The 24729-nt window shown below is 62.7% G+C and carries 26 protein-coding genes, 1 tRNA gene and 1 pseudogene; 13 read left to right on the forward strand and 15 right to left on the reverse strand.

Annotated features, from left to right (window positions below; genetic code table 11):
• From NG1_RS28335 to NG1_RS28365, 6 genes are all read left to right on the forward strand, one after another.
• Positions 1–1093: S1C family serine protease (locus NG1_RS28335; protein WP_063910462.1), on the forward strand; the 1093-nt coding region annotated here is incomplete at its 5' end.
• A gap of 101 nt (positions 1094–1194) precedes the next feature.
• Complete coding sequence (locus NG1_RS28340) at positions 1195–1689, forward strand: MogA/MoaB family molybdenum cofactor biosynthesis protein (RefSeq protein ID WP_181719529.1); 495 nt, start codon at positions 1195–1197, stop codon at positions 1687–1689.
• Positions 1690–2382: 693 nt separating this feature from the next.
• Entirely contained in the window at positions 2383–3057 is a 675-nt protein-coding gene (locus tag NG1_RS28350; protein WP_062975832.1) for an MspA family porin, read from the forward strand.
• A gap of 65 nt (positions 3058–3122) precedes the next feature.
• Positions 3123–3794, forward strand: a complete 672-nt coding sequence (locus NG1_RS28355; protein ID WP_040869860.1) for an MspA family porin — start codon at positions 3123–3125, stop codon at positions 3792–3794.
• A gap of 323 nt (positions 3795–4117) precedes the next feature.
• Positions 4118–4792, forward strand: a complete 675-nt coding sequence (locus tag NG1_RS28360) for an MspA family porin (protein WP_040870007.1) — start codon at positions 4118–4120, stop codon at positions 4790–4792.
• A gap of 67 nt (positions 4793–4859) precedes the next feature.
• Positions 4860–5531, forward strand: coding sequence for an MspA family porin (locus tag NG1_RS28365; RefSeq protein WP_062975834.1), 672 nt, complete (start codon positions 4860–4862; stop codon positions 5529–5531).
• A 162-nt stretch (positions 5532–5693) separates the two neighbouring features.
• Here NG1_RS28365 and NG1_RS28370 read toward each other — a convergent pair whose 3' ends face one another.
• From NG1_RS28370 to NG1_RS28375, 3 genes are all read right to left on the reverse strand, one after another.
• Complete coding sequence (locus NG1_RS28370) at positions 5694–6359, reverse strand: SAF domain-containing protein (RefSeq protein ID WP_062975836.1); 666 nt, start codon at positions 6357–6359, stop codon at positions 5694–5696.
• A gap of 87 nt (positions 6360–6446) precedes the next feature.
• Positions 6447–6752: an FmdB family zinc ribbon protein gene (locus NG1_RS35975; RefSeq protein WP_083864045.1), complete on the reverse strand. Its 306-nt coding sequence runs from the start codon at positions 6750–6752 to the stop codon at positions 6447–6449.
• Positions 6753–6821: 69 nt separating this feature from the next.
• Positions 6822–7430, reverse strand: a complete 609-nt coding sequence (locus tag NG1_RS28375; RefSeq protein WP_084499252.1) for a 5-formyltetrahydrofolate cyclo-ligase — start codon at positions 7428–7430, stop codon at positions 6822–6824.
• A gap of 68 nt (positions 7431–7498) precedes the next feature.
• Here NG1_RS28375 and NG1_RS28380 point away from each other — a divergent pair, with 68 nt between their 5' ends.
• The 6 genes from NG1_RS28380 (at position 7499) to NG1_RS38575 (ending at position 12565) form a co-directional block, all read left to right on the forward strand.
• Positions 7499–8455: a UTP--glucose-1-phosphate uridylyltransferase gene (locus tag NG1_RS28380; RefSeq protein ID WP_062975838.1), complete on the forward strand. Its 957-nt coding sequence runs from the start codon at positions 7499–7501 to the stop codon at positions 8453–8455.
• A gap of 151 nt (positions 8456–8606) precedes the next feature.
• Positions 8607–9863, forward strand: a complete 1257-nt coding sequence (glp, locus tag NG1_RS28385; protein ID WP_062975875.1) for a molybdotransferase-like divisome protein Glp — start codon at positions 8607–8609, stop codon at positions 9861–9863.
• A 12-nt stretch (positions 9864–9875) separates the two neighbouring features.
• Positions 9876–10526 (forward strand): GNAT family N-acetyltransferase, encoded by a 651-nt coding sequence (locus tag NG1_RS28390; RefSeq protein ID WP_062975877.1) that lies wholly within the window; start codon positions 9876–9878, stop codon positions 10524–10526.
• A 263-nt stretch (positions 10527–10789) separates the two neighbouring features.
• Positions 10790–11926, forward strand: a complete 1137-nt coding sequence (sepX, locus tag NG1_RS28395; RefSeq protein ID WP_062975840.1) for a divisome protein SepX/GlpR — start codon at positions 10790–10792, stop codon at positions 11924–11926.
• A 91-nt stretch (positions 11927–12017) separates the two neighbouring features.
• Positions 12018–12093: transfer RNA gene (locus NG1_RS28400), tRNA-Ala, on the forward strand.
• 76 nt (positions 12094–12169) lie between these two features.
• Entirely contained in the window at positions 12170–12565 is a 396-nt protein-coding gene (locus NG1_RS38575) for a hypothetical protein (RefSeq protein WP_245660096.1), read from the forward strand.
• Between the two features lie 183 nt (positions 12566–12748).
• Here the strand turns inward: NG1_RS38575 and NG1_RS38580 are convergent.
• The 11 genes and pseudogenes from NG1_RS38580 to NG1_RS28460 form a co-directional block, all read right to left on the reverse strand.
• A pseudogene (locus NG1_RS38580) lies at positions 12749–13837 on the reverse strand (recombinase family protein); the annotation flags it as partial.
• The gene (locus tag NG1_RS35985) at positions 13834–14475 is read right to left on the reverse strand and encodes an ImmA/IrrE family metallo-endopeptidase (protein WP_084499253.1); all 642 of its coding nucleotides are present in this window, start codon (positions 14473–14475) and stop codon (positions 13834–13836) included. The pseudogene NG1_RS38580 and the gene NG1_RS35985, both read right to left, overlap by 4 nt.
• 92 nt (positions 14476–14567) lie before the next feature.
• Positions 14568–14960: a helix-turn-helix domain-containing protein gene (locus NG1_RS28420; RefSeq protein ID WP_084499254.1), complete on the reverse strand. Its 393-nt coding sequence runs from the start codon at positions 14958–14960 to the stop codon at positions 14568–14570.
• Between the two features lie 283 nt (positions 14961–15243).
• Positions 15244–15585 (reverse strand): hypothetical protein, encoded by a 342-nt coding sequence (locus tag NG1_RS28425; RefSeq protein WP_062975850.1) that lies wholly within the window; start codon positions 15583–15585, stop codon positions 15244–15246.
• Positions 15586–15676: 91 nt separating this feature from the next.
• Positions 15677–16744 (reverse strand): DNA-methyltransferase, encoded by a 1068-nt coding sequence (locus tag NG1_RS28430; protein WP_062975852.1) that lies wholly within the window; start codon positions 16742–16744, stop codon positions 15677–15679.
• Positions 16741–17736, reverse strand: a complete 996-nt coding sequence (locus NG1_RS35990; RefSeq protein WP_084499255.1) for a replication-relaxation family protein — start codon at positions 17734–17736, stop codon at positions 16741–16743. The genes NG1_RS28430 and NG1_RS35990 overlap by 4 nt, the downstream gene beginning before the upstream one ends.
• Positions 17733–19934, reverse strand: a complete 2202-nt coding sequence (locus tag NG1_RS28445; protein ID WP_062975858.1) for a type IV secretory system conjugative DNA transfer family protein — start codon at positions 19932–19934, stop codon at positions 17733–17735. The genes NG1_RS35990 and NG1_RS28445 overlap by 4 nt, the downstream gene beginning before the upstream one ends.
• Entirely contained in the window at positions 19924–20193 is a 270-nt protein-coding gene (locus NG1_RS35995) for a hypothetical protein (RefSeq protein WP_084499256.1), read from the reverse strand. Before NG1_RS35995 ends, NG1_RS28445 begins: the two co-directional genes overlap by 11 nt.
• Before the next feature lie 282 nt (positions 20194–20475).
• Positions 20476–20673: a hypothetical protein gene (locus NG1_RS37060; protein ID WP_063910463.1), complete on the reverse strand. Its 198-nt coding sequence runs from the start codon at positions 20671–20673 to the stop codon at positions 20476–20478.
• Between the two features lie 271 nt (positions 20674–20944).
• A complete protein-coding gene (locus NG1_RS28455; RefSeq protein ID WP_062975863.1) occupies positions 20945–21235 on the reverse strand; it encodes a hypothetical protein in 291 nt (96 codons plus the stop codon).
• Between the two features lie 16 nt (positions 21236–21251).
• A complete protein-coding gene (locus tag NG1_RS28460) occupies positions 21252–21623 on the reverse strand; it encodes a hypothetical protein (protein WP_245660097.1) in 372 nt (123 codons plus the stop codon).
• 45 nt (positions 21624–21668) lie between these two features.
• Between NG1_RS28460 and NG1_RS37065 the strand changes: the two genes are divergently transcribed.
• A complete protein-coding gene (locus NG1_RS37065) occupies positions 21669–24425 on the forward strand; it encodes a P-loop NTPase family protein (RefSeq protein ID WP_157114277.1) in 2757 nt (918 codons plus the stop codon).
• Positions 24426–24445: 20 nt separating this feature from the next.
• Here the strand turns inward: NG1_RS37065 and NG1_RS28465 are convergent.
• Positions 24446–24729, reverse strand: a 284-nt coding sequence (locus NG1_RS28465; protein WP_218019007.1) for a hypothetical protein, incomplete at its 5' end; no start/stop codon positions are given.

A 24729-nucleotide genomic window follows, 5' to 3' on the forward strand; every position in this document is an offset into this window, starting at 1 on the left:
CGCGCTGGTCAGCGGTGGCGTCGGCGGCGCGGTCGGCGCGCTGGTCACGCACGGCGACGAGGGTCGCGCCCCGGCCACCAACGCCCTGGACGCTCCCAGGCCGAACGTGAGCAATGCCGTCAACGCTCCGGCCGGCTCCACCCAAGCGGTCGCTCAGAAGGTGCTGCCCAGCGTGGTGATGATCAAGGTGGCCAGTAGTAAGGCCGAGGGTGAGGGCTCGGGGGTGGTCCTGTCCTCCGACGGCCTGATCCTGACCAACAATCACGTGGCCGCGGGCGGCGGGCCGAGCGCCAAGATGGAGGTCGTGTTCTCCGACGGCAGCAGCGCGCCCGCGACGCTGGTCGGCGCCGATCCGGTCTCCGACCTGGCCGTCATCAAGGCGTCCGGAAAGAGCGGCCTGGCCCCCATCGAGCTGGGTACCTCGGCGAATCTGCAGGTCGGCCAGCCCGTCGTCGCGATCGGTTCACCGCTCGGGCTGGCGGGCACGGTCACCACCGGCATCGTGTCGTCGCTGAACCGGCCCGTGGTGACCAGCGGCGACGGTAGCGACCCCGCCGCGGCGGTCAGCCCCGTGATCGACGCGATCCAGACGGACGCCGCGATCAACCCGGGCAACTCGGGCGGCGCGCTGGTGGACGGCAACGGCAAGCTCATCGGCATCAACACGGCCATCGCGACGCTCGGGCCCACCGAGACGGCGGGCGGCCAGACCGGGTCGATCGGACTCGGCTTCGCGATCCCCGTCGATCAGGCACGCCGGGTCGCCGACGAACTGATCAAGACCGGCAAGGCCACCTACGCCCAGGTCGGCATCACGGTGTCGCGTCAGCAGGACCCGGCCCAACAGGTTTCCGGCGCGCAGGTTCGCGACGTCACGCCGGATGGTCCCGCGGCACGCGCGGGCATTCCGCCGGGGGCTGTGGTGACGAAGCTCGACGACCGCCCGATCGATTCCGGGAACGCGCTCGTCGCCGCGGTTCGCTCGCATCAGCCAGGAGACAAGGTGAAAGTCACTTATACCGACGCACAAGGCAACAACCCCAAGACCGTCGAGGTGACCCTCTCCGGCGCGCCCGCGGACGGCGGCCGGTGATGCGCTTGGTGCCCGGCGGGCGGGGCCCGGAGATCGATGTGGACGCCGACGTTCTCGGCGCGGCCGCCGAGTTGCTGGACGCAGGCGCTACGGTGAGCACCATGGAAATCGATGCTCCTGTGGCGGGGCGTGCTCTGGTGGTGGTCGTCGACGATCGAACGGCGCATGGAGGTATTGACTCGCTCGGTCCGCTGGTCACCGAGCTGCTCACCGAGGCGGGTTTCCTCGTGGACGCGTCGGTGTCGGTGCAGGCCGACGAGGTGGAAATCCGCAACGCACTCAATACCGCGGTGATCGGCGGCGTCGATCTGGTGATCTCCGTCGGCGGCACGGGCATGTCCCCGCGCGACGTGACGCCGGAGGCCACCTCGCAGGTGCTCGACCGCGAGTTGCCGGGAATCAGCGAAGCCCTGCGGTCCTCCGGCCGGGTGGCCGGTTCGCTGGACGCCGGGCTTTCCCGTGGTGTGGCAGGCGTGTCCGGCAGCACCCTGGTGGTCAACCTGCCCGGTACCCGTTCCGCCATCCGGGACGGCATGGCGACGCTCGGCCCGCTCGCGAGCCGGGTGATCGGTGAGCTGTCCGGATTGGTCGAGTAATCACCGCCCCGACACCCCCTGAGAACCCTCGCCCGGCGGCGCGCCGGGCGAGGGATGCCGCGCGCTTGGCGAAGATCTTCGGCGACACTCTGCCCGAGACCACCGCGGACGAGCGCGACGAGCGCGACGACGTCCGGTCCGCCGACGACTGGCTGCGCGCCCAGATCCCCCCGCATCACGGCTGACCGTTATCTACGTAGTAGCTACGTAATCAATCCCCCTCGGTTTGTAACCGGCCAGTGATCATTTCTGCGCGGAAGTAATACCGGCGCGATCATTACGGCCCTGTCCCGTATCCGGGCACTGGCGCTCCTGTGCCGCGATCTGCTCCACTCATCCCGCCTCGGCTGTAGCGATCCGGTATTTATGCACGTCAAGCCATATTCAAATGTGCGCAAGTGTGATGCAGGTCACCTTGAACTTTACGAAACGTTACGTTGCGAGCGCCGTTATAAAACGTTTAATCTCCCCATCGAGCCACTCGCAATCGGGCCCCGCCGGCGCGGGTACCGGCACGCATGGAGCCGTTCGGCGGAACCCTGGCTCGGTTCCGTTACCAGCAAGTCCGTTGCGCCGAAATAACAACCGGTTACACACCGGCAACAAAGGAGCGACACACTGAGCTGGGCCTGAGAGGACCACTGTCCAGCCTCGATGGTCGAGGTTGACTGTTTGAACCTGATGAGGGGAAGTATGAGCGAGAACCGCACCAAAGGTCTGCGCCGCGGTGCCCGCGTCGCGGGCGTGGGCGCTGCCGCGGCTGTTGCCCTGGGCCTGCTTTCGACCGGTGCCGCCGATGCCGATACCTTCGTGCCGTTGCCGGACGGCCAGAAGGTGGGGCCGGGCGTGACGATCACCCGGAACGGAGAGCGGGCCCTGATTTCGCCGTCGCTGGCTGCCAACGGCGCCGGTCGCGTGGTCTGGGTATCGGGCAACGCGGTCGCCGACGTCACCGTGACGCCGGAGGGTGAGATCGGCCCCAACAACGGTCCGACCGGAAACCCCGGAACCAACAACTCCTCGACGCACGGTGCGTCGCAGCTGAGCACCGGCTACATCGTCGGCTGCCAGGTCAGCATCGCCGACGACGCCATCTCCGCAGGCGTGTCGGGCAGCGTGAACCTCAGCGGCGCGAGCGCGGGCGGATCGATCGGTGTCAACCTCGGCCCCGGTGAGGTCAAGTTCGTTCAGATCGATTACAAGGACATCCTCAAGCCTGGGGTGTACTCCGTCGAGTACCAGGATGCCGAGATTCAGATCCAGGGCTGCGCGGGTTACGCGCAGGCGCGTTCGTACACGGTCGTCGAGATCATCGGCGATCACTACTCGAAGACCACCCTCTACGGGATGCCGTTCAGCATCGGCTGACGTCTGTCGACTCCAACGAACCATCCTCCCGCTGAAGCGGACTCAACCCTCGAGGGATACCAACCATGATCAACCGTAAGAACCTGGCGCGGATGGCCGGCGTCGGCGCCGCTGCCACCATCGCCATGGGCCTGTTCTCCACGGGTGCGGCGAATGCCGACACCTTCGTCCCGCTGCCGGGCGGGGAGCTGACCAAGACGCTGTCGGACGGCACCGTCGTGACCATTCGCCTGGTCGGCGAGTCGGCGAACATCAGCCCCTCCATGGGCGCGACGCCGCTGCACCGCAACGCGTGGGTCTCCGGTAGCGCGCAGGTCGAGCTCTCCGGCTCGGCGGGCGGCAAGATCTTCCCGGGATACACCGTCGGTTGCCAGGTGAACATTGCCGGTGGCGGTGCCACCGGTGGCGTTGACGGCAACGTCGATTGGAGCGACGGGCAGAACGTCACCGGTGGCGTCGGCGCCAACTCCGGCGGCAACCTGTCCTTGGGTCCGGGGCAGTCGAAGTCGTTCTATGTGCTGGATCTGGAGCAGGCCGACGATTTCGGTAACGAGACGCACAAGACCCGTAATGCGTTCAAGGGCACGTCCGGTTCGGTGACGTGGGCCGATGAGACCATCGGCCTGAACGGTTGCGGAGGCTACGCCCAGGCGCGGGCTTTCGTCAGCGTCGAGGTCGAGACCGACAACGTGATCACCTGGGTGACGTTGTGGGGACAGCCTTTCAGCCTCGGCTGAGTGAACTACGGGTGAAAAACCCGTAGCCATTGATGAAATGGACCCCTCGTATCGCGGCGGGTCCATTTCGTCATGAATTCCATTGCGCCGCAAGTCGGCGCGATCCTAGCCGGATCGTTTAGTTTGCGTGACGAATTGCCCGAATTTCCGGAAAAGTCTGGTTGATACCGAATAGCATTGTTTCGTCCGAGATCGCTCGATGACGCGATGGTCGGCGGATCGTCTGGTGGACAGCACATTCCACCGAGCGCGCCGTCGGCTTTGGAGGGACACGCCCGCCTCGACACCCTGGGGCGGGCGGATGCAACCTGATGAGGAAAAACATGAGCAAGTACCGCATCAACGGTCTGTCTCGAGGCGTCCGCGTCGCGGGCGCCGCCGCCGTGGCGACCGTGGCCACCGGTCTGTTCTCGACCGGCGCCGCCGACGCCGATACCTTCGTGCCGTTGCCGGACGGCCACAAGGTAGGCCCTGGCGTGAACATCGCCCGTACGGGTGAGCGCGCCCTGATCTCCCCATCCCTCGCCGCGAACGGTGCCGGCCGTGTCGTGTGGGTTTCGGGGAATGCCGTCGCCGACGTCGCCGTGACGCCGGAAGGCGAAATCGGCCCGAACAACGGGCCGACCGGGAATCCGGGGACGAATAATTCATCCACCCACGGTGCGTCGCAGCTGAGCACCGGTTACATCGTCGGCTGCCAGGTCAGCATCGCCGACGACGCGATTTCGGCGGGAGTGTCGGGCAGTGTGAACCTCAGCGGCGCGAGCGCCGGTGGTTCGATCGGCATCAACCTCGGTCCCGGTGAGGTCAAGTTCGTTCAGATCGATTACAAGGACATCCTGAAGCCGGGTGTGTACTCGGTGGAGTATCAGGATGCCGAGATTCAGATCCAGGGCTGCGCGGGTTACGCGCAGGCGCGTTCGTACACGGTCGTCGAGATCATCGGCGATCACTACTCGAAGACCACCCTCTACGGGATGCCGTTCAGCATCGGCTGAACGCGGGTCGGATCCATCAAATCTCTTTTCGCTGAAGCGAACTCGATTCTTTAGGGGAATTACCATCATGTTCGATCGTAAAAAACTGGCGCGCGCGGCCGGGCTGTGCGCGTCCGCGGCCATCGCGGTAGGTCTGCTCTCCACGGGTGCGGCGAACGCCGACACCTTCGTCCCGCTGCCGGGCGGGGAACTGACCAAGACGCTGTCGGACGGCACCGTCGTGACCATTCGCCTGGCCGGCGAGTCCGCGACCATCAGTCCGTCCATGGGCGCTACACCCTTGCACCGCAACGCATGGGTGTCCGGTAGCGCACAAGTGGACCTGTCGGGCTCGGCGGGCGGCAAGATCTTCCCGGGATACACCGTCGGTTGCCAGGTGAACATTGCCGGTGGCGGTGCCACCGGTGGCGTGGACGGCAACGTCGATTGGAGCGACGGGCAGAACGTCACCGGTGGCGTCGGCGCCAACTCCGGCGGCAACCTGTCCTTGGGTCCGGGGCAGTCGAAGTCGTTCTATGTGCTGGATCTGGAGCAGGCCGACGATTTCGGTAACGAGACGCACAAGACCCGTAATGCGTTCAAGGGCACGTCCGGTTCGGTGACGTGGGCCGATGAGACCATCGGCCTGAACGGTTGCGGAGGCTACGCCCAGGCGCGGGCTTTCGTCAGCGTCGAGGTCGAGACCGACAACGTGATCACCTGGGTGACGTTGTGGGGAGCGCCTTTCAGCCTCGGCTGAGCCGGAGAGTAACGCGCGCAACGCGAACGGGCCCGTCGACGACGGGCCCGTTTCGCTTGCGGCGCGGGTGAATTGACCGCGCTGGTGCGGCTCTCGGCGCGCAGATCGCGAATCTGGATCAGCACCCCTCAGTGTGGTGCTTCGGCGAAGCATCTCGGCGGGTCAGTGGAAGACGACGGTGAGCGCGGTGCGCAGTGACGCCGCGGCCACGGCGGTAGCGTGCTCGGCGTCCATCGCCACCAACACCACGCGTTCCGGGGCTCCGCGTCCGTCACCCGCGCCTGCGACGAGAACGACGGCGGAATCGGTGGCGAGGGTGCGGGCGGGACGGGTGCCGGGGCCGTTCGCGTCTTCGGCGCCGATCACGTCCACGCGATCACCCGCGCGCAAGATATCGGCGACCGCCGTGTCGGCGAGGCGGATGGGCACGATGCGCGCCTCGCGTGCGCCGGTCGCCGCCGCGGCCAAACGCGGGCCGACGACGCGTAGATCGGTGAAGACCTCTCCCTGCCGCATGGCGCCGGTCAGCGTCGCGCCGACGAGCGCGGCGGGATCGGCGACCGCACCCGCGGGCAGCGTGCCCGCTTCGCGCGGTGCGGGGCGCAGGTCACCTGCTTCGAGGAGTCGTCCCGGCGCCAGATCCCGGCCCGCGACCAGGACCGTCGTGCGTTCGGTATCCGGGTCACCGCGAAGGAGGAGCAAGACCGCGAGTGCGGCCAGCGCGGCCGCGAGCAGCCGTCGGGCGAGCGCGGCGTCGGCCCAGGGCGGTCGCTGCCACCCGGCCGGATTCCAGCCGCCGCGGCCGAGGTCGGCGAGTACACGAGTCATGGCCGGATCCTATGGCCGGACGCGCACTCACCCGGCCGGGATCACGGTGGGCTGTGGATAGGTGAACTGGCTGTGGAAACCGTCGAATCAGCTGGCCACGGCCGTGCTGGTGGATGCGGTTGACCCGCTCGACGACCCGGAACTCGACGACCCGGAGTCGGAAGAGGAACTCGAACCGCTGTCGGACTTGGCCGGCTCGCTGGCGGTCGTGGAGCCGCCCCGGCTGTCGGTGCGGTAGAAGCCGCTGCCCTTGAAGACGATGCCGACCGAGTTGAACAGCTTGCGCAGCTTGCCGGAGCACTCCGAGCACACGGTCAGCGCCTCGTCCGTGAAGGACTGAACGATGTCGAAGCGGTTGTCACACTGGGTGCACGCATACGAGTAAGTAGGCACAGGATCCTCCGCGGTGTTCGTCGATCTGGCACTCTACAGCCGACAGTGCCAACACCGCCAATCGGTGTTTCATTCCCCAGCGTAATGGTCGCCCAAGCGGCGCAGGCCGCCCCGTGGTGTGAGCGCCCAGCCCATGCGCCGATCGTGCGGTTCCTCGGGCAGCCGGTCGACCAGCTCGTCGTCCCGGACTACCGCGACCAGCCGCGCGTCCGGACGCGCGGCGGGCAGCGTGCGGTCGTAGTAACCCGCGCCGCGGCCCAGCCGCACGCCGCGCAAGTCCACCGCGAGGGCGGGGACCAGGATCAGCTCGGCCCGGGTCACGGCGTCCGCCGGCAGCACCGCGCCGGTGGGTTCCAGCAAACCGTAGCGGGCCCGCCGCAGCGCGTCCGCGCCGGTGTACTCGGCCCAGCTCAACGGTCCCGGCGGCCCGGTGACCGGCAGTAGTATCCGCGCGCCACCGGCCAGCAGCGCGTCCAGCATCGCCGTCGATCCCGGTTCACCCGCCACCGGTACGTAGGCGCAGACCCACCCCTGGGCTTCCAGGGTGTCCATCGCCGCGGCCAGGGCGAATGCTTCTTTTTCGCGCTCCGTGGCGCTCATCACAGCTCGCCGGGCGAGTAGTTCGATGCGCCATGCATGTTTATCGCGCTCGCCGGGCATCTTCACAGTGATCACCATAGGCTCACCCCGGGACCGAGTCGGCTCGACGCCGATCCGGCGGCGTGATGGATGGATAGGGTATGCGTATGACAGCAAAGTCCGGACAGCCCGGTGGCACCCCGGCGGAGTCGTGCTTCCGCACGGCCGTGGTGCCCGCGGCCGGGCTCGGAACACGGTTCCTGCCCGCGACCAAGACGGTGCCCAAAGAACTTCTCCCGGTGGTGGACACCCCCGGCATCGAGCTGGTCGCCGCCGAGGCGGCCGGATCGGGCGCCGAGCGCCTGGTGATCGTCACCTCGCCGGGTAAAGACGGCGTGGTCGCGCACTTCGTCGAGGACTTGGTGCTGGAGAGCACGCTGGAAGAGCGCGGCAAGTTCAAGCTGCTGGAGAAGGTGCGCAAGGCGCCGGGACTGCTCGATGTGACCTCGGTGGTGCAGGAGGAGCCGCTCGGGCTCGGGCACGCCGTGGCCCAGGCGGAGCAGGCCCTCGACGAGGACGAGGACGTCATCGCCGTCCTGCTGCCCGACGACCTGGTGCTGCCCCGCGGTGTGCTCGACGTGATGTGCCGGGTGCGCCGCAAGCGCGGCGGAACGGTGCTGTGCGCCATCGACGTACCCAAGGACGAGGTCAGCGCCTACGGCGTGTTCGACGTCGCGCCGGTGCCGGACGCGGTGAACCCGAACGTGCTGCGCGTCAAGGGAATGGTGGAGAAGCCCGCGCTCGCCGAGGCGCCGTCGACGTTCGCGGCCGCGGGCCGGTATCTGCTGGACCGCGCGATCTTCGACGCGCTGCGCCGCATCGAGCCCGGTGCGGGCGGCGAGCTGCAACTCACCGACGCGATCGCACTGCTGATCGCCGAGGGACATCCGGTTCATGTGGTGGTGCACCGTGGGTCGCGCCACGATTTGGGCAACCCGGGCGGTTATCTTCGTGCTGCGGTCGATTTCGCATTGGAACGAGAGGAATACGGCCCCGCCCTGCGCGAGTGGTTGCAGCACCGCCTCGGTCCGGACTGGGATCCGCAGCTGACGACCGACGACTGAGGGACCCGGCCGGGGGTTTCGCCGAGCGTGGACCGTCGGGTACGAATGATGGTCACCGCGGTGCGCGCGAATGCGCTTGCGCCGCGGCGGGATCGCGCGTGCCCGCGCAGGCGAGACCGGTTGGAGTGCGGAGAGGATCAGGAAGGGCTGGATGCGCTCGGTTGAGGATCAGCAGATCAAGGTGACCGCCGCGGCGGTCGCGCCCCGGCCGGTCCGGGTCGCGATTTCCGAGGCCCAGGGCCTGCTGTGCGCCGAGGACGTCGTCACCGAGCGGCCGTTGCCCGGCTTCGATCAGGCCGCCATCGACGGTTACGCCGTGCGCAGCGTCGACGTGGCTTCCGCCGGGGCCGACATCCGCGACGAAGCAGGCGACCTCGTCGACCTGACCCTCCCGGTGGTCGGCGAGGTGGTCGCCGGTTCGCGTCAGCCGATCCGCTTGCAGCCGCGCCAGACCGTCCGGGTGGACACCGGCGCGCCGATGCCGACTCTCGCCGACGCGGTGCTTCCGCTGGATTTCACCGACGGCGGCCGGGCCAGGATCAAGGTGTACGAACCGGTGCGCTCCGGCGATTACGTGCGGCGCATCGGCGACGACGTCCAGCCGGGTGACGTGGCGGTGCGGGCGGGGACCATCATCGGCGCCGCGCAAGTCGGTCTGCTCGCCGCGGTCGGTCAAGACAAAGTGCTGGTGCATCCGCGCCCGCGACTATCGGTGCTCTCGGTGGGCGGCGAGCTGATCGATATCGATCGGACGCCCGGTCCCGGCCAGGTGTACGACGTGAACTCCTACGCGCTGGCCGCGGCCGCGCGCGATGCAGGCGCGGACGTGAATCGCGTCGGCATCGTCAGTTCCGATCCGCGCCGGTTACGCGACGTGGTCGAGGGGCAGCTGGTGCGCTCCGAGGTGGTCGTCATCGCGGGCGCGGTCGGCGGCTGGGCCTCCGAGCAGGTCAGGGAGGCGCTGGAAGGGCTCGGCGAACTCGAAATCACGCGCGTGGCCATGCATCCCGGTTCCGTGCAGGGCTTCGGCCGGCTCGGCCGCGACGAGGTGCCGACTTTCCTGCTGCCGTCCAACCCGGTGGGTGCGCTGGTGGTGTTCGAGGTGATGGTGCGGCCCTTGATCCGAATCGCGTTGGGGCGCAGGCAACCGATGCGCCGGATCATCAGCGCGCGGACCATCACCCCGATCAGTTCCATGGCCGGGCGCAAGGGATACCTGCGCGCGCAGCTCATGCGGGACGAAGCGACCGGTGAATACCTCGTACAGCCGCTCGGCAACGGGAACTCCTCCTCGCACCTGCTCGCCACGCTCGCCGAGGCGAACAGCTTGATCGTGATCGACCCGGACGACACCGAGATCCGTACCGGTGACGAAGTCCAGGTCGCCTTTCTCGCACAGCGTGGCTGAGACGTGGACGCGATGAATGTCTTCCGGGCCACGCAGCATCCGGGGTGGCCCGCGCGACTGGGCCCGGTCCGGGTGGCCGCGGGAAAGGTGACCTTGCGTCCGGTGCGGCTGCGCGATGCGGCGGCCTGGAGCCGGATCCGCTTGCGCGACAGAGCGCATCTGGAGCCGTGGGAGCCGACCGGCCGCGGGTCGTGGGAGGCGCGCAATCACGCCTCCAATTGGCCGTCGCTGTGGTCGAGTCTCAAGGCGGAAGCCAGGCGCGGCGCGATGATCCCGTTGGTGATCGAAGTCGACGGTGTGTTCAGCGGTCAGTTGACCGTCGGCAATATCGTGCGCGGCGCCCTGCGCTCGGCCTGGATCGGCTATTGGGTGGCCAAGGATCTCAGCGGGCAAGGTGTCGCGACGGCGGCGTTGGCGCTCGGCCTCGACCACTGCTTCGGGCCGGTCGGTCTGCATCGGGTCGAGGCGACCGTCCGGCCGGAGAATCTGGCCAGCCAGGCGGTGCTGCGCAATGTCGGTTTCCGGGAAGAGGGACTGCTACGGCGCTACCTCGACGTGGACGGCGCCTGGCGGGATCACCTGCTGGTCGGCATCACCGTCGAGGAGCTGGCCGGAACGGTCCTGGACCGGCTGGCGCGAGAGGGGCGCGTCACCCTGCTGTAGATCCGGCCACCCGGCCGCGGTGACATTGGTGGAAATGTGACAGGTGTGGCGGATGTGCACGGCGCGCCTGCCGGAACTTGGTGCTACCCGGAATTAGCCTACGGACGTCGATGGTGCGTCTTGCGTCATCGGCACAGAGCCTGCGAGGGGACCGGCGTCCGCGCCGCTGCGTCGGACGGGGGCCGGCCGAGGGCGGAGCGTGTGACGAACCGCTCGCGGGCCGAGCCGGACAAAACCCCAGGCGGGACGGAGGTGCTGACGCGATGCCGAATTCGATCCTGTGGATCGGGCTGGTCGTGCTCTGGGTCTTCGTCCTGTTCCCGATCCTCGCCGATCGCCATCCGAGAATCCGCCGGACCACCGACGCCGCGCTGGCGACCAGGGTCCTGCATCGCGGCGGAGGCAAACGACGTCTGCGGAAAGGCCCGGCCGCCGGGCACGAAACCGATCCCAACTGGCGGCCCCGTGGGCGACACGATGGACGCCGCGTACCGAGAAAGAATCCCCACAGCGATGATGCGGAGGACCGGATGACGACACCGGCCGACGAGCCCGTCACCGAGACCGACGAGGAGAACATGCCCGCGGCCGACGACGTCGTGGCATCCGACATCGCTGACGCCGAAACGGACGATACCGAAGCCGACGACTTCGGGACCGACGCACCGGACGAGGTCGAGTCGTACGAGGCCGAGTCGTACGAGGTCGAGTCGGCCGGCGAGCAGTCGGACGACGACGAAGCCGCCGAAGTCGCTGCGAAGATCGACGCGGAGACCGATGATGGCGGCGTGGGCGCATACCACCCCGAGACGGTCGCGGCCAGAATCCCGCCCGCGCGCTCCACCGCGCCCGCGCGCGTGGACTACGACGAGTACGACGATTACGACGGCGGAGGCTCGGCGGAACAGGATTTCGTCCCCAGCCGTCGTGGCCGGGGCGGTTACGACCCCGAGGCCGACGCCATCGCGCGCGCGGCCCGCTACACCTTCCGGCAGCGCGCCGTGCTCGGCCTGCTGCTCACCGCCATCCTCTCCGGCGCGCTCGCGTTGGTTCTCACCCCCCTGCTCTGGTGGGCCTGCGGGCTCGCCGCCACGGTGCTGGTGACCTACCTGGCCTACCTGCGCAAGCAGGTGCGGATGGAGGAGGAGATCCGCCGCAGGCGCGCCGCCCGCCTCAACCGTGGCCACCAGGACGAGGCCGATCCGCACGCCCGTCGAGCCCGCGCCCCGCAAGGCACCATGGACCGCGACACCGCCCGCGCCCTGCGCCGCCGCTCCACCCTGGTCGAGCCCGACGACGAAGACCCCATGTTCGCCCACCTCGACCCCTTCGACCCCGCCACCGCCCGCGCCCTGCGCACCCGCGCCAACGGCGACATGCGCCGCGCCGCCGGCGCGTAGCCCTACCCTGTTCCCGCAGGTCAGGGTACCGATTCGGAGTCTGGGCGGATGGCCTGATACAGTGTCACAGCGCGGTTCCCCGGAGCCGCACGGGGCTATAGCGCAGTTGGTAGCGCGTCTCGTTCGCATCGAGAAGGTCAGGGGTTCGATTCCCCTTAGCTCCACCATAGAGGTCGTACTCGAACCGGAGACCGAAAAGATGCCGGTCAAGGTACGAGTCTCACCAGAAGAAGCATCCATATCATGATCAAGGGTTCCCGCAGCGCGGGAGCCCTTTTTCGTTGCCCGGCCTGCGGCGGCGTGGAGCTTGGCCGCCCGGTGGAAGTCGTCGAACGGCTGGTTGAGCTTGTCGGCCTGCACACCGTTCTCATCGAGGTAGAAGGCTTCGTAGAAGGTTTGGTTCATGAAGCGGCGGGTGTCGTCAGGAGAGCGCTCGTAGAGACCGTGAGGGTCAGTGACAAGTTCGAGCGCTGTCTTGACGACTTCGACCCCCGTCTCCAGTTCGGCCGTGGTACCGAGCAGGCTGGATTGGGCGCTATGTCGCTCCATCTCGATCTTGCGAAGGCGCGCCCTGATCTTGCCCTGCGGAAGCTCACCGTCGGCGGCGAGGTCGAGCAGGCGCTCTTCCTTGATGTCTAGTTCCTTCAGCCGCTTGTTCAGGCGAACGTGCATGGCACGAACGCTGCCCTGACGGTCTGCTACGGCCTCGTCGAGCATACGGGTCACGTCAGCGATGAACTCTTGTGGCAGGGCGAGGGTTTGGTAGTGGTTGACGATGGCGGCCTCGACCTCTTCGGCGGGCAGGTACGGCAAGTCGCATACGCCGTCTTGGCGGCCACGGCACAAGAAGTAGTGATAGACACCGCCACCGCGCCCCTTGGCTTCGATGTAGATAAGCCTACTGGTGCGTTCGTTGCGTTCGCAGCGGTCACAGAACAGATTGCCCTTGAGGTAGTGCTGGAGGACGCGGTCACGCTGGCCGTTGGCGCTGCGAATATTTATGACGTCTTGCACCCGGTAAAAAAGCTCTGGCTCGATAATTGCCTCGTGGCGCCCCGGATAGACCTCTCCCTTGTGCGTGACATACCCGATGTAGTACGGGTCTCTGAGCATCCGGTGCAACCACTTGAACGTCACGGGGCGTTCCGGCCAACGGCTGTTGGCTCTGGCGGTCAAGCCAAGGTCGGCCATCGTGGCTTCAAGGCGTTCCAAGGTGTAATCGCCACTCGCGTACAGCTCGAAGACTTTCTTGACGAGCGGCGCGCGCTTTTCATCAATATCGACGGTGTTGATCTGCTTGCCTTCGTGCTCGATACGCACATTAATATAACCGAGTCGGGCTTGCCCGAGAGTGCCGCCGTTGATGGCCTTATGACGCATCTTGGTGGAGATGTCGAGACCCTGCAAGGTATTTTGCAGGCCGTTCATGATGTCGAGCATGCCTTCCATTGCTACTGCATGCGGTCCTTCACCGAAGTCTTCTTTGGCGGAGACGAGCCGGACACCAATCTTTTGCAGCTGAACTTGCAGGATGGCCGCATCGAAGTGGTTGCGGAAGGCGCGGGAGCGCATATAGACGATCAGATAGTCAACATCTGGATGCTCTTGCAGATACTCCATAATCTCCCGGATGATCGGGCGCTGGTCGATCGTTTTACCGGAGTAGCCCGGCTCGATGAACTCTTTTTCCACATCGGAGTTGAGGGCTTCCGCCTTAGCGTTGTTGTGGTCGCGCTGAGTAGCAATCGAGAGCCCGTCTTCATCAATATCTGTTGCTGTGTGCGTCTGACGCTCGGTGGACACCCGCAACAGTGAGATCGCTTTGTGTCGGCGGGTTGGGTCGGCATCATCGGCGCGTTGCGGTGCAAGGCCACGCAGCAGATCGGCCGAGGTTCGTTTCTTCGCGCTCATGCAGCTACCCCCATTTGCTTAAGTGTCGGTGGTTTGTATATATGTTCTCGGTAGTTGGTACGGCAGAAATAGGAACCGCTCGAACCATTGTTTATCGGCAGACGCAGGATTCTCAATCGAACCTTCATCGCCGCAAGGGAAACCCGGCAAACGGCAGCCAACGCTTCAGGTGTTCGTAGGCCATCACCCCACAAGCGATAGATGGACACCTTGCTCATCAGCAGGCATCCGGCGAAGTGATCGCAGACACGCTCGATTTCCTGTTGGGTGAGGTTTCGGTAGCTCGACTGGTGCGGCCAGTCGAGAATGTGCTTGAGTTCATGGCAGATGGTGAAACGCTGTCGGGCTTCGGACTCGGAGGCGTCGAGCCAGATAATCCAGCGCCCATTGTGGTAGCGGCTTGCGCCGGAATGGACAGCATCGCCACGTTTCGGGTGTTCGCCAAAGTTTGCGCGGACAATATCGAGCCGCGTCAGGCTGAGGATGTCGCTTTCTTGAATGGCATGATGGCCCCACTGCGCAGCCAAGCGGTTGGCTTGCTGTTCGGCGACCGCGATGGCTTCGGCGTAAGTGATGTCGCGCCGTGGCAGCAGCCGCCTCAGTGATGCAAGGGTTGGTAGAACGTGGGCATGGTTCATAAATACCTCCTTTCAGGTGGCGGTAGTGAGAAGTATGAGAATGTAAGAAAGAAGGGGTGTAGATGGGCTGAATAGCCTGCTACCGGACGCTATCAGGACGTTCCGCTGCTTCTGATCCGCTCTTCTTCGGTGCGTTGCACAAACTCTTCGATCTTGGCAATGTCGCCGTCGGTCAGGTAACGGTGTTTGGTGCGAAAGTACGTCGGTATGCTCGGGAGTGGCTGGCCCGTTGTTTCCCAGTGAGCTTCGTAGAAATCTTCGACATCGACATCGAGCGCGTCCGCGAGCCTTTCCAGCGTGGCTAGCTTTACATGCGCGAGGATACCCGATTCTATCCGTCTGAGGTTAGAACGGTCGATGCCAGAGCGTTCTTGCAAAGCATAATGGGTCAGCCCACGCTCTTCGCGCAGCGTTTTGAGCAACACTCCAAGCGGGGTCGTCTCTGATCCCATCTTGTCGTTTGAATTATTGCTCATGTGCTTCATGCTCCTTCACTCTATTTTCTTACAATTCCTATCTCGAGGCAATAGCTACCCCGTGTGGAATGAACAACAAGCGCGTTCTTCACAATTAATTCTTCACGTATCCTTCCTTATCATATTTATTTCGTATCGGCGGAAAAATTGCGCTAATTTCGTGCTACGGTTTCTGTCCGCCGGGTCAGTTCGCCATATTCATAGGGTTGGAGGGCCGAGCGGATGCAGAGAGCGAACATGTCGCTCGATCTGCACCCTCCCGGCCTACTTGCCGAACGCGAAGCTCTCGCGGTCAGTTATCCGACGTTGCCTCCTTGCTCCGCTGGCGGGATCGAGCCGTGCCACTACTGGGTGCTGCCTCCGGCGTGGTGCCGGGAGCAGCGAACAGGGTGGCGATGGCATCGCGCCTAGCGGCTGCCTCTCGCTCGATTTCCGCCTGTACCTCTTCGGCGCGGGAGCGGAGTTCCGGGTCGTCCTTCGCGTGCTCGATGTGCGCGCGGATGGCGATCAGGATTTCGTCGGTGATCGTCCCTTCCCGGAGCTGAGCGATGAAGCTCAGTTGGGCATGGACATCGGGTTCCAGCTTGACCCCGAGCGTCTTGACGCTGCGGCTTTGCTGTTCCGGTGCGGACACGAGTCCTCCTCGGTGTTGGTGCGACTGGTGAACGGCCGTGTGCCGTTTCGATTCCCCAGCCGCACGGCACCGACGAGGTGCCAACCTCTGGCTACGCGGCCAGGGCGCCGGGGTTGGTGTCTTCGGTGCCGCGTTGCCGCTTTTGGCGTTCGGCCGCGATGCGGTCGTTGGCCAGCGCGGCGAATGCCGGATTGAGTTCGATGCCCAGCCAGTCGCGTGCCAGCTCTTCAGCGGCGACGGCGGTGGTGCCGCTGCCTATGAACGGATCGGCGACGATGCCGGGTTCGCAGGGCGCGCGGCAATCGCACGTCGGGCCGAGCGCAGCCCGAGAAGCAACGCCACCAAGAGCCCGGATAACGCGCCGACGCCACGGCTGCCGGCATCTGGTGCAGCGAGCCTCCGGGCATCCGGCTTGGATTGCCCGCATGGCCAGTGTCATAGGGAACATGGCGTGGTGGTCGCCGCGATGGTTGGCGGTAGCAAACTGCCACACGTCGCCCGGGTTCTTGCCAAGCGGATGACCAGCCAACCCAGCGGCCTTGAGGCTGTCGAGTCCCGTGGCGGTGTCGCCGTTGGGGCCGCGCCAAGATTCCTCGCGTGCCCGCTTCATGTGGTACGGCTTGGGTGAGCGGGTCTTGTGTGGTTGGCGAATGGCGTCGAGGTCAAAAAAGTATGTGGGTTGCTTCGCCAACACGTAAATGACTTCGTAGGTACAGGCCAACCGATCACGCACGCTGATCGGCATTGGGTTGGTCTTGGCCCAAATGACTTTGTTTCGAATGATCCAGCCATCCCGTTGCAGCCGCAATGCCAGACGCTCGGGTGCCATGAGCAGACTTTTTCTCGGGGTACCCTGCGAGTGGTGAAATGAGTAGGTGTCGCCGAGATTCAGCCAGTAGGTGCCGGTGGGAACAAGCAGGCGGTGAACCTCCGCACTGACGGCCGCCAGCTGTTCGACCCATTGGTCGACGTGGGTTTCAAGTCCAATTTGGTCATCGGTGCCGTAGTTGCGAAGCCGAAAGTACGGCGGACTGGTGAGCACCTGGTCAATGGCTTCTTCCGGTAGTTGACGCAGCCGATCGAGCGCGTCACCCACGAGAATATGATTGCGTTCGAACTGGCCTCCTTGGATAAAGCGAAGGTGAGAGTGTCTTTTCATATAGTCGCTCCTTTCTGGATTATTGGTAGTACTTGTTCCGGCGCTGCCACATGGAAAATGTTAGGGTCAAGCTGGCGGTCATTGTCGATAGCCTCTCGAAGCGCGACGCGTCGTCGTTCCGCTTTGTTCTCGTCCTTGTGAGTCAGGCTCCAGATCACCCAGGGGAATCCGCCCTCTTCTTGTTCGATGCCCTGACGTCGGTACTGCTCGTACTCGCGGCATTTACTGATTAGCGTTCGAATTGTTTCATGGCCAAGATCTATTTCGATGAACCAGGCGTCAACGAAGTCGCTCCCCGGCGTCGAAGATGTCTCGAAATAAGCGTCCGGCTTCAAGGTAATGAGCGCACCACCAAGGCCGGTATATCGTCGCCATGCGGCTGGTTCGACTTCGTGCCGTACGAGTTCGAGAGCTTGGTGGCGCTGGGCAATTTCCAGTTCGATCCGCAAATCCGCAATCGCCAAATGATGATCGACGAACCGTGCCGACGGCTCATGCCAGCGCCGCCGCGCGACATCACCAGATTCAGTTCTCAGCAGATGCTCTCCGGCCGCCGCCACGTAATGCACCAGGCCGTGACTGCCTGCTTGCATGCCACCAACCCGCCGGGTCAGTGTTTCGAGCAGGCCGGTTTTTCGCAGTCGGGCAAGAACTCGTTGTGTCCGGCGCAATCCAGATGATGAGCCAAGATCATGGAAATGCAACAAACAAATCTGGTTGACGGTCAAGAAACGGTGCTCGGCAACCGAGCGCAGTATCGCCCAGTCGCGGTCGCTCAACTGGTCGGCAAGCCGCCGCAGTTGGTACTTGCCCACCCGGTTCGCCGGTGGCGGTGTGGTGGCCGTATGGCCACCATCATTAGCGGGCGTAAAAGCGGAAGTGGATGAACTGACCAGCGATGATGCGGGAGTTTTGGTTGAGGGGAAACGGTCAGCGATACGGCTATCATCAGCCTCCGAGTTTCCCCGTCGTTCCACTGGTTCGCCGCTCATGACCGCCTCGTCTTCCGGCCTTGGCTGGCATCTGCCGCACGCCCCGTACCGTCCACGCCAGCCACCAAATCGGCGAACCCGGCTTCGATTTCATCGAGGGGTTGGCCGTAGCGTTCGCGGCTGCGTCGGCGCACCTCTTTTGCGTCGCTGGTCTTTGGTGGTGGCGGCAAGGTCACCCCGGATATCCACGGCTGTACGCTGTTGTCACGGATCAAACTTGCGTACACATGAAAGGCAGGAAGAGAGCCGAAATCTTCTGGTGCCAGGTCAGATTGACCGGCGGCCATATCTTTAGCGTCACCCGGCTGGAGCTGAAAGCACACTCGATTTCGGATGTTGTTTCTGAATGCCTCCAACATCGCCTTTGGAAGCTGCGCCTCATGCTGATGTGCGAGATGATAGGCGCATTTCAGACTGCGTACGACTGCCAGAGATTCAGACAAGTCGTCAGAGAAGCGCAAAAACTCCTGCACTTCATCGACGTACACCATGACCGGAATGCGGCTATTTTCGGGTGTGCCTGCGCGTTCCAGAATCGCCTGGTATAGCTCATAAAGCACGGCAGCCGACAACAACTGTGCGGACTCGGGCCCGATAACGCCTTTCTGGAGCGGCACAAGGAGCGACTTTCCCTCATTAAGCACCTGGCGGATATTGAATTTCGGATTGCGCTGCGCGAGAACCGCTCTCAGTTGTTTAGTCATGAGTGGACGGAGTTTATTGGATAATGGTGCCGTGATGCTGGCGGCGGCCTCTGGCGACAGGCTGTCGAACCACTGCCAGAACGGGCCAGCGGCATACGGGTCTTCGCGGATAATTTGTTGTGTCAGAGAACGGCGAAAGCCGGGATTGGTGAGCAAGAGTGGAATCATTACCAACGAGGCGTCATCACGCCTGGCCAGAACTTCCAGCGAATTTCGCAGAATATCGGCGGATCGGTGACCGAGGCTGTCACCATAGATCGAGCGAAACATCGAGAAAAGCGAGTCGGCCACTACTTGGGGTGTTCGCCCGCCCCGATGCTTCCCGTCCAGCGGATTGATACCGATTGGCGCGCTGTCCATTACGTCGAGGACGGCCACGTCGTCCATCCGGTGCGCCGGAATGCGCTCCAAGATGTCGGCGACGAGATCCTTTGGTTCGATGACAACGACGGGGCGATTTGCTTCCAGATCCTGAACGATCAAATTGGTGAACAGGCTCGACTTGCCCACGCCGGGCGGCCCGAGTACCCAGGTCGCCCGCATCGCATCAGTGACGCTGTAGCCAAGCGTGCCCGTCACGCCGGGTGCGTTGGCATTAGCAATCACCCGCTCGCCCGCCAGTACGGCCGTAGATGGCCGGACTGGCTTCGGGTGGCGCGGTGGCTGCCCGGGGAAGGGTTCGTCGTGGTCGCGATCATTGATCGGCCAGGCAATGAGGCGAGCTGTCTCGACCACCGAAAGCTGCTGGGCTCGCGCAAGCAGTGACCACGCTGTCCGCGGGCGGTTCAGCTTGACCGGCTGCTCCGGCCGCAAGATCAGGTGAACTCCCGGAGCTTCGACGGTGTTCATGGCTGCCGCCAATCCGAGGAGCAACGTACGCCGTCGTTCGGCTCCACCGGCATGCACACCGATGCGCAGCGTGGTCATGAACCCGTGCTGGCCGACCTTCTCCGCAATGGCCTGCCGGGCACCGGCCCGATGTTCCGGGAGGGCGCCGAAAAGCACCTTTGACACGACGGACTGGTCGTGCTGTGGCAGTTCGGTCGGCACCACACGGGGATGCCAACGAGGCCCGAGGACTTGTTGGATCACAAGCCGCTCACCGCTGCGTACTGCGGTCAGCGCGTGGAGGATGGAGCGCGTCGAGGCCACCGCGTCGCGGGGGTCGATCGGACGCACCGACGACAGCTTGAGCTTGCGCGCCACGGTGATTGGCTCCCGGTCGTCCGGATAGCCGACCACGACACTGCCCCGCACCAACTCCTCGATCGCCGTCCGTACCGCTTGGGCGTGGCGCAGCCGGGAGCCGATCAGGTACTCGACACCATCAGCGTCGGCGCGTGTTTCGAGGATGAGCTGAGGCGCGTGGGTCTGCGCTCCCCAGTGGCGCAGGATGGCGAACGCGGCAGCTTCACCGAACGGCGCTGGCCAGAAAATTTGTTGCCAGACAAGCGAATCCGCTGTAAGTGATGAGGCTTGTTGGTCAGTCGTCATGACGAACCTCCTTGCTGGCGGCATCGTCCGCAGCCGGCATCTGTCCGTCAGTTGACGATTCCGCTGCGTGAGCTTTTTGGGATGCTTCTTTTTCGGCGTCCATTTCAGCCATCGCCAAAGCGATGACCGCCCGGCTGAGCTTGTGTAGATCGGGCGTTTTCCGCTTGACGCTCCGCACCGTAATTTCTCCCCGGTGCCGGGTCTGGCGATGTTTTCCCTGAGCTTCGCGGCGGTAATTGGGTCGATTGGTCTTTGACATATTTAGTCCTCCTTCATGCGTATTAGTTGCTATTTCCCCACCCGCCGCCTGACCGCTTTTGGGCGCAGAAAACCACGCCTGGGATCAGGCGGCGGAGGGTAGATTTGGACGAACTGCTGGTCGACGGAAGGCTGACTCAGCGTAGAGCGGGGTAATTGTTGCCGCGTCGTCTGCTTTTACTATGCGGGGTACTATTTACCTCGTCAACGAACTTCAGCGGCGAGCTGCTGTTTTTACAACAGCGAAGTGAACATATCGCCCTGGGGTGTATCGGACAGATAATTACCAGCGGTCTTGTGTAGTGCGATACACAACAATGCCGAGCCACACCAGTACCGCGAGACCGAGCGCGCCGAGAAGCCACACCAAGATGAACTTGAGCACGGCCACGGCGATGGATAGCGCGATCACACCGCCCAGCACAGCGAGGCAAAACGACAGAAACCTGTCGCCCCAGCCCTTCGGGTCTGTGCCGCTCATGCCCGTCCCCTCGCGCTGACTTCGCGAACACATTGCCGGGCAACGGCATACGCGGTTTGGACGCGAACCATGCTGCGAACTGCTTGGCTGTCTATCCGTGACAGCTCACGTTGGAGGGCTACTCGTAGGTGTCTCAGCTCACGGCGTCGCCTCCACTCCACCTCAGCCCTGTGGATAATCCAGAGGACGAGCAGGTACAGCCCGAACAGTAGCGCCCACCACGCGATGAACTCGGCGAGCCACTGAAGCGCCACTGTCTGGAGCTGACCGTTCATTCCTGAGCCCACTGCTTGATCCACTCCATCGTGTCGCGGGACACCTGCTGCACGAAGGTCATGACCCGGTGCGCCGCAACGGGTGCCATGTCGTGGTGGACATCCACCATCTCTTTGATGTCGTGCATGGCACCGGCCATGTAAATAATTACGCCGTTCCCCAGGTGCTCCGCCACGATTGGGTGGTCGCCAGGCGGCGTCACCTTCAGGAGGTCCGCCAGCTCGCGGGCCTGCTGGGTCAGGTCGTCGGACTCTTCCGGTGTAGGCGCCGGGTTGAAATCGGTCATGTTGAAACTCCTTCTGTCAGTGCTGGAATCGAGAAATTTCGTTGCCCACGAACGAGGCATACTGCTCGACGATGTAGCAGAGCCGGGCGGCCGTGTCCGGGTCGCCGTCGGCGTGAAAGCTGGCTTCCCGCGACAGCATCGCCGTGGTCTGGAGGCCGATCGCGGCCACCATGCCGGCGGCTTGAACGCGGGTAGCTCTGACCAGTCCGCGCGCCATCTCCTTGTTCTGGAGTCGTTGCAGCTCCCGGCCTTCGGCACGGCTGAAGCCGTCAGGTATGGGGGTGGACAACTGAGAGTCGGTGCGAGGGATGAGTGAGGACATCTGGTGCCTTTCGTGTCGTTGTGGCTTGCGCCTGACGAACTTCAGACTCCAGTGATCGGTGGACACTCCGCGAGGGCGACAGTGGACAGTCAGTGGACATAGGCTGGCTCTGTGGCCAAAGCCGAAGCCGACGCCGAGCTGTCCAAGCAGCTTGAGAACCTCATCCAAACGGGCGTGTGGAACGTTAAGGAGTGGGAAGAATTCGATCTGGTGGTTGAAGCGGCGGGGCTATCACCTCGTACCGCAGTGCTATCGGACTGGATCGCCAGCTTTCTCCGGAAGAGAATTAGCGCGATCCCCGTCGATGACATGAGGATACGTATCGCAATTCTTCTCGGCCTCGAAGAGGGATTCTGGGGTACGTCGACACCCTTTAGGCGCGAGGCGGTCCGAACGAGGTTCGACGGCGGCAAGAAAGCCGATGGCAAAGGGGTCACGAAGGAAAGGCAGCGTCGCAATGATCTGGCAAAATCGCTCTTGATAGAGAAAATTCGGGAGGAGCCTCAAGTACCCACGGAAAGCATTGGTCCGGCGCCTTTCGTGGCCCGTCCTGAAGAGCAAGAAAAGCTCAGGCGCTGGATGGAGCGGAACGAGCAGATTGTACTTTTGGTTGGCGATAGCGGAAACGGAAAGTCAACTATAGCTATCGAGACGTTGAAAGAACTAGGCGAGTCGGTCTCTCGGCGGCAAGTTATTCTCGACGCCAGCAATGAATTGACATTGCTTAAGTCGATCAATGTGTATATCGACAGCCCGCCAATCTTGGATCTCAAGGTGGCGCAACAGAAGTTTTGTGAATATATCCAAAAACTGCCACCAGACTCAGTTGTGCTCATAGACAATGCGTCGGACTGGGACATGATCCAGGTGCTTGTACTCTGGAGTCATCGCTGCATTATTACCGCAGAGGAAGACTTTTTAGAAGATGACCACTCCGTCATCAAAGTAGAACCACCCAGTGAACACATTGCGGCTCAGGTAGTGCGACACTACAGACCAACCGAAGACGCTGCGAGCGTCGAACGATTTCTAAGGCTCGTTGGGCGAAAGCCCAAGATAATCATCGATGTACTAGAGATGTATCGTGACAATCTTTATATGAGCCTCGATGCGATGAGCGATTGCGTCGAGTATGAATCGACCAAGCTGATACAAAGAGCGGGCCGTGGGAAGCGGTCGGTGCATGTGCTGTATCGCACCTATTTCGAGCAACTTGAGTCTAGTTACAACCTTGCGGCTGTTTGCCTCGCGATGATCGCTCATATTGGACAACCATCCCTGATAAAACAGGTAGGCGCAAAAGCGCTCGAAGTATTGGCAGTCGACTACGACTTAGATCCCATTTCAGAAGAAGCATTTATTGTCGCCGCAAGTGCGCTGTTGGATCGCCACTTGGTAGAAATTACCGATGACTCGATTAGAGCGCATGACATAACGCTGCGGATTTTTCGGGAAATCACTAAAGACTATGGACCCGTGATCCGCAAGGCTGCAGTTCGGGCATACTGGAATTCAAGCTCGAAGCGAACACATCAGCTGGCTGGAACAAACCTGGAAGCTGTATTCGGCTATACTCGTCTCTCTTGGATCACTGCTCTCAATCAACTGTTACTTTCGTGCCGGAGTGATGAATTCCTCGGGTGGGATGCCGAAGCGACAAAAACCACTTTCTTGGATGTGTCCCAAGGCCTTCTGCAACTAGGCTGGTTTGACAAGTACATATACCTAACCAACCGCCTTTACCGGAGGCAGCTCAATTTCCTCACTCAGAACTTAGGCGAAAAATATCTTGAGAGTGAGTATCTCACCCTGTACGAGTGGGGTGCCATAAGCAGGCAAGGCTTCAGTATTATGGCACAGCGGGTGATCGAGTCAGGCTCGTCTTCGGAAGACGTCATACATTTGATGCTGTTAGTCGGGGCTCTAGCTCGCGCATCCTATGACTTCGATCAAGCACGTGAATGGATGGTACGGATTTTCCCTAAAGTTTTCGGTCTTCAAGATGCAGGGTCTCACATATATCACTGGGCAAATTTAGCAGCTCGTATTATCGATCGTACAGGGTGTACGGCCGAGGCTTTAGAGCACTATTTAGTGTTGTTTGAAGATCCTTCTCCGAAGCCTATTATTGCATCGGCAGAGGCGTTTCGGCGAGTAACAGAATATGCCGTAAGGCTGGATGCTCAAGAGGTTGCAGAAAAGTGGTCGAGCGCGACGATAGCGATAGTGGAGGCTTTAGATGAGGAGTCAATACATGTTCGCATGGCCGAGGCAAACGCTTACATTGCAGTAGGCTGGCGTTTTCGTGGGCTACTGCTTAGCGATAAGTCGCATGCTTTTGTAGCTCGTAGCAACTTGCTGAATGGAGCAATAGGTCTTTATACTGCTGGCTATCGACGCGACGCATTAGAGGTCTTCCAAGAAGTAGTAGCGCTAGATGAATGGATTTCAGTTACGGGCACAGAGCAGGATTTGGATGAGTACCGCAGCCGCCAATCCGGTCCAAACTACGACTTTCTACTGCGGAGCATGTCTGAACTTGATGAGCCCCACTCCGCGAACCGGTATTCGCTTCTCTTGGAAATTTCAAACATAATCCGGAATGGGCCCGGAGAGGAGGCACTCGACCGGATATTTTTTATGGCCAATCACGCCCATAATGACTACAAAGATGAGCGTACAGCTACCCAAGCGCTTGCCGCTGAAGTAGTATTTGGAAAGCAGCTCGGCCTTGAGTGGCCTAGGATAGATCATCTCTTTACTCAAGTCAGAGCAATGCGTGGTGATGAGAATATGAGTCGTACTAAGTTCGATCTTTGGCTGAGCGGATTTGAGGGGCAGAATGCGCATCGACTGTTATTGATGTAGACTTTGAGCTTGTCCTTCAACTATCGACGTAGCCATTCTAAAAATAATCGGTCTATTGCGGCAAAATCTTCCTGCTCGCGCAACGTACGCGGTTCCCTGTCGTAGATGTATACTTGAACCATCTCGCCCGCCCACCGGTACGTTTTGTCGGTGGTGACCATCAATTCCCAGAGCGCACGCCCAAGCTCTGGGTCGGCGTCATAGAGGTCGCCCACATTTTCGCCCGCTATTTTGTTTAGCCGTTCGTCATCGCTTGTCGCTAATTCAAAGAGGACTTCAGCATGCACTTTCGGATTTTCCTCGG

The sequence above is a fragment of the Nocardia gamkensis NBRC 108242 genome, assembly GCF_001612985.1.
GTDB lineage: Bacteria > Actinomycetota > Actinomycetes > Mycobacteriales > Mycobacteriaceae > Nocardia > Nocardia gamkensis.

Coding starts and splice junctions, on each gene's coding strand:
- NG1_RS28340 (WP_181719529.1), top strand. CDS start 1,195: ATGGAAATCGATGCTCCTGTGGCGGGGCGTGCTCTGGTGGTGGTCGTC.
- NG1_RS28350 (WP_062975832.1), top strand. CDS start 2,383: ATGAGCGAGAACCGCACCAAAGGTCTGCGCCGCGGTGCCCGCGTCGCG.
- NG1_RS28355 (WP_040869860.1), top strand. CDS start 3,123: ATGATCAACCGTAAGAACCTGGCGCGGATGGCCGGCGTCGGCGCCGCT.
- NG1_RS28360 (WP_040870007.1), top strand. CDS start 4,118: ATGAGCAAGTACCGCATCAACGGTCTGTCTCGAGGCGTCCGCGTCGCG.
- NG1_RS28365 (WP_062975834.1), top strand. CDS start 4,860: ATGTTCGATCGTAAAAAACTGGCGCGCGCGGCCGGGCTGTGCGCGTCC.
- NG1_RS28370 (WP_062975836.1), bottom strand. CDS start 6,359: ATGACTCGTGTACTCGCCGACCTCGGCCGCGGCGGCTGGAATCCGGCC.
- NG1_RS28375 (WP_084499252.1), bottom strand. CDS start 7,430: ATGGTGATCACTGTGAAGATGCCCGGCGAGCGCGATAAACATGCATGG.
- NG1_RS28380 (WP_062975838.1), top strand. CDS start 7,499: ATGACAGCAAAGTCCGGACAGCCCGGTGGCACCCCGGCGGAGTCGTGC.
- glp (WP_062975875.1), top strand. CDS start 8,607: ATGCGCTCGGTTGAGGATCAGCAGATCAAGGTGACCGCCGCGGCGGTC.
- NG1_RS28390 (WP_062975877.1), top strand. CDS start 9,876: ATGAATGTCTTCCGGGCCACGCAGCATCCGGGGTGGCCCGCGCGACTG.
- sepX (WP_062975840.1), top strand. CDS start 10,790: ATGCCGAATTCGATCCTGTGGATCGGGCTGGTCGTGCTCTGGGTCTTC.
- NG1_RS38575 (WP_245660096.1), top strand. CDS start 12,170: ATGATCAAGGGTTCCCGCAGCGCGGGAGCCCTTTTTCGTTGCCCGGCC.
- NG1_RS35985 (WP_084499253.1), bottom strand. CDS start 14,475: ATGAACCATGCCCACGTTCTACCAACCCTTGCATCACTGAGGCGGCTG.
- NG1_RS28420 (WP_084499254.1), bottom strand. CDS start 14,960: ATGAAGCACATGAGCAATAATTCAAACGACAAGATGGGATCAGAGACG.
- NG1_RS28430 (WP_062975852.1), bottom strand. CDS start 16,744: ATGAAAAGACACTCTCACCTTCGCTTTATCCAAGGAGGCCAGTTCGAA.
- NG1_RS35990 (WP_084499255.1), bottom strand. CDS start 17,736: ATGAGCGGCGAACCAGTGGAACGACGGGGAAACTCGGAGGCTGATGAT.
- NG1_RS28445 (WP_062975858.1), bottom strand. CDS start 19,934: ATGACGACTGACCAACAAGCCTCATCACTTACAGCGGATTCGCTTGTC.
- NG1_RS35995 (WP_084499256.1), bottom strand. CDS start 20,193: ATGTCAAAGACCAATCGACCCAATTACCGCCGCGAAGCTCAGGGAAAA.
- NG1_RS37060 (WP_063910463.1), bottom strand. CDS start 20,673: ATGAGCGGCACAGACCCGAAGGGCTGGGGCGACAGGTTTCTGTCGTTT.
- NG1_RS28455 (WP_062975863.1), bottom strand. CDS start 21,235: ATGACCGATTTCAACCCGGCGCCTACACCGGAAGAGTCCGACGACCTG.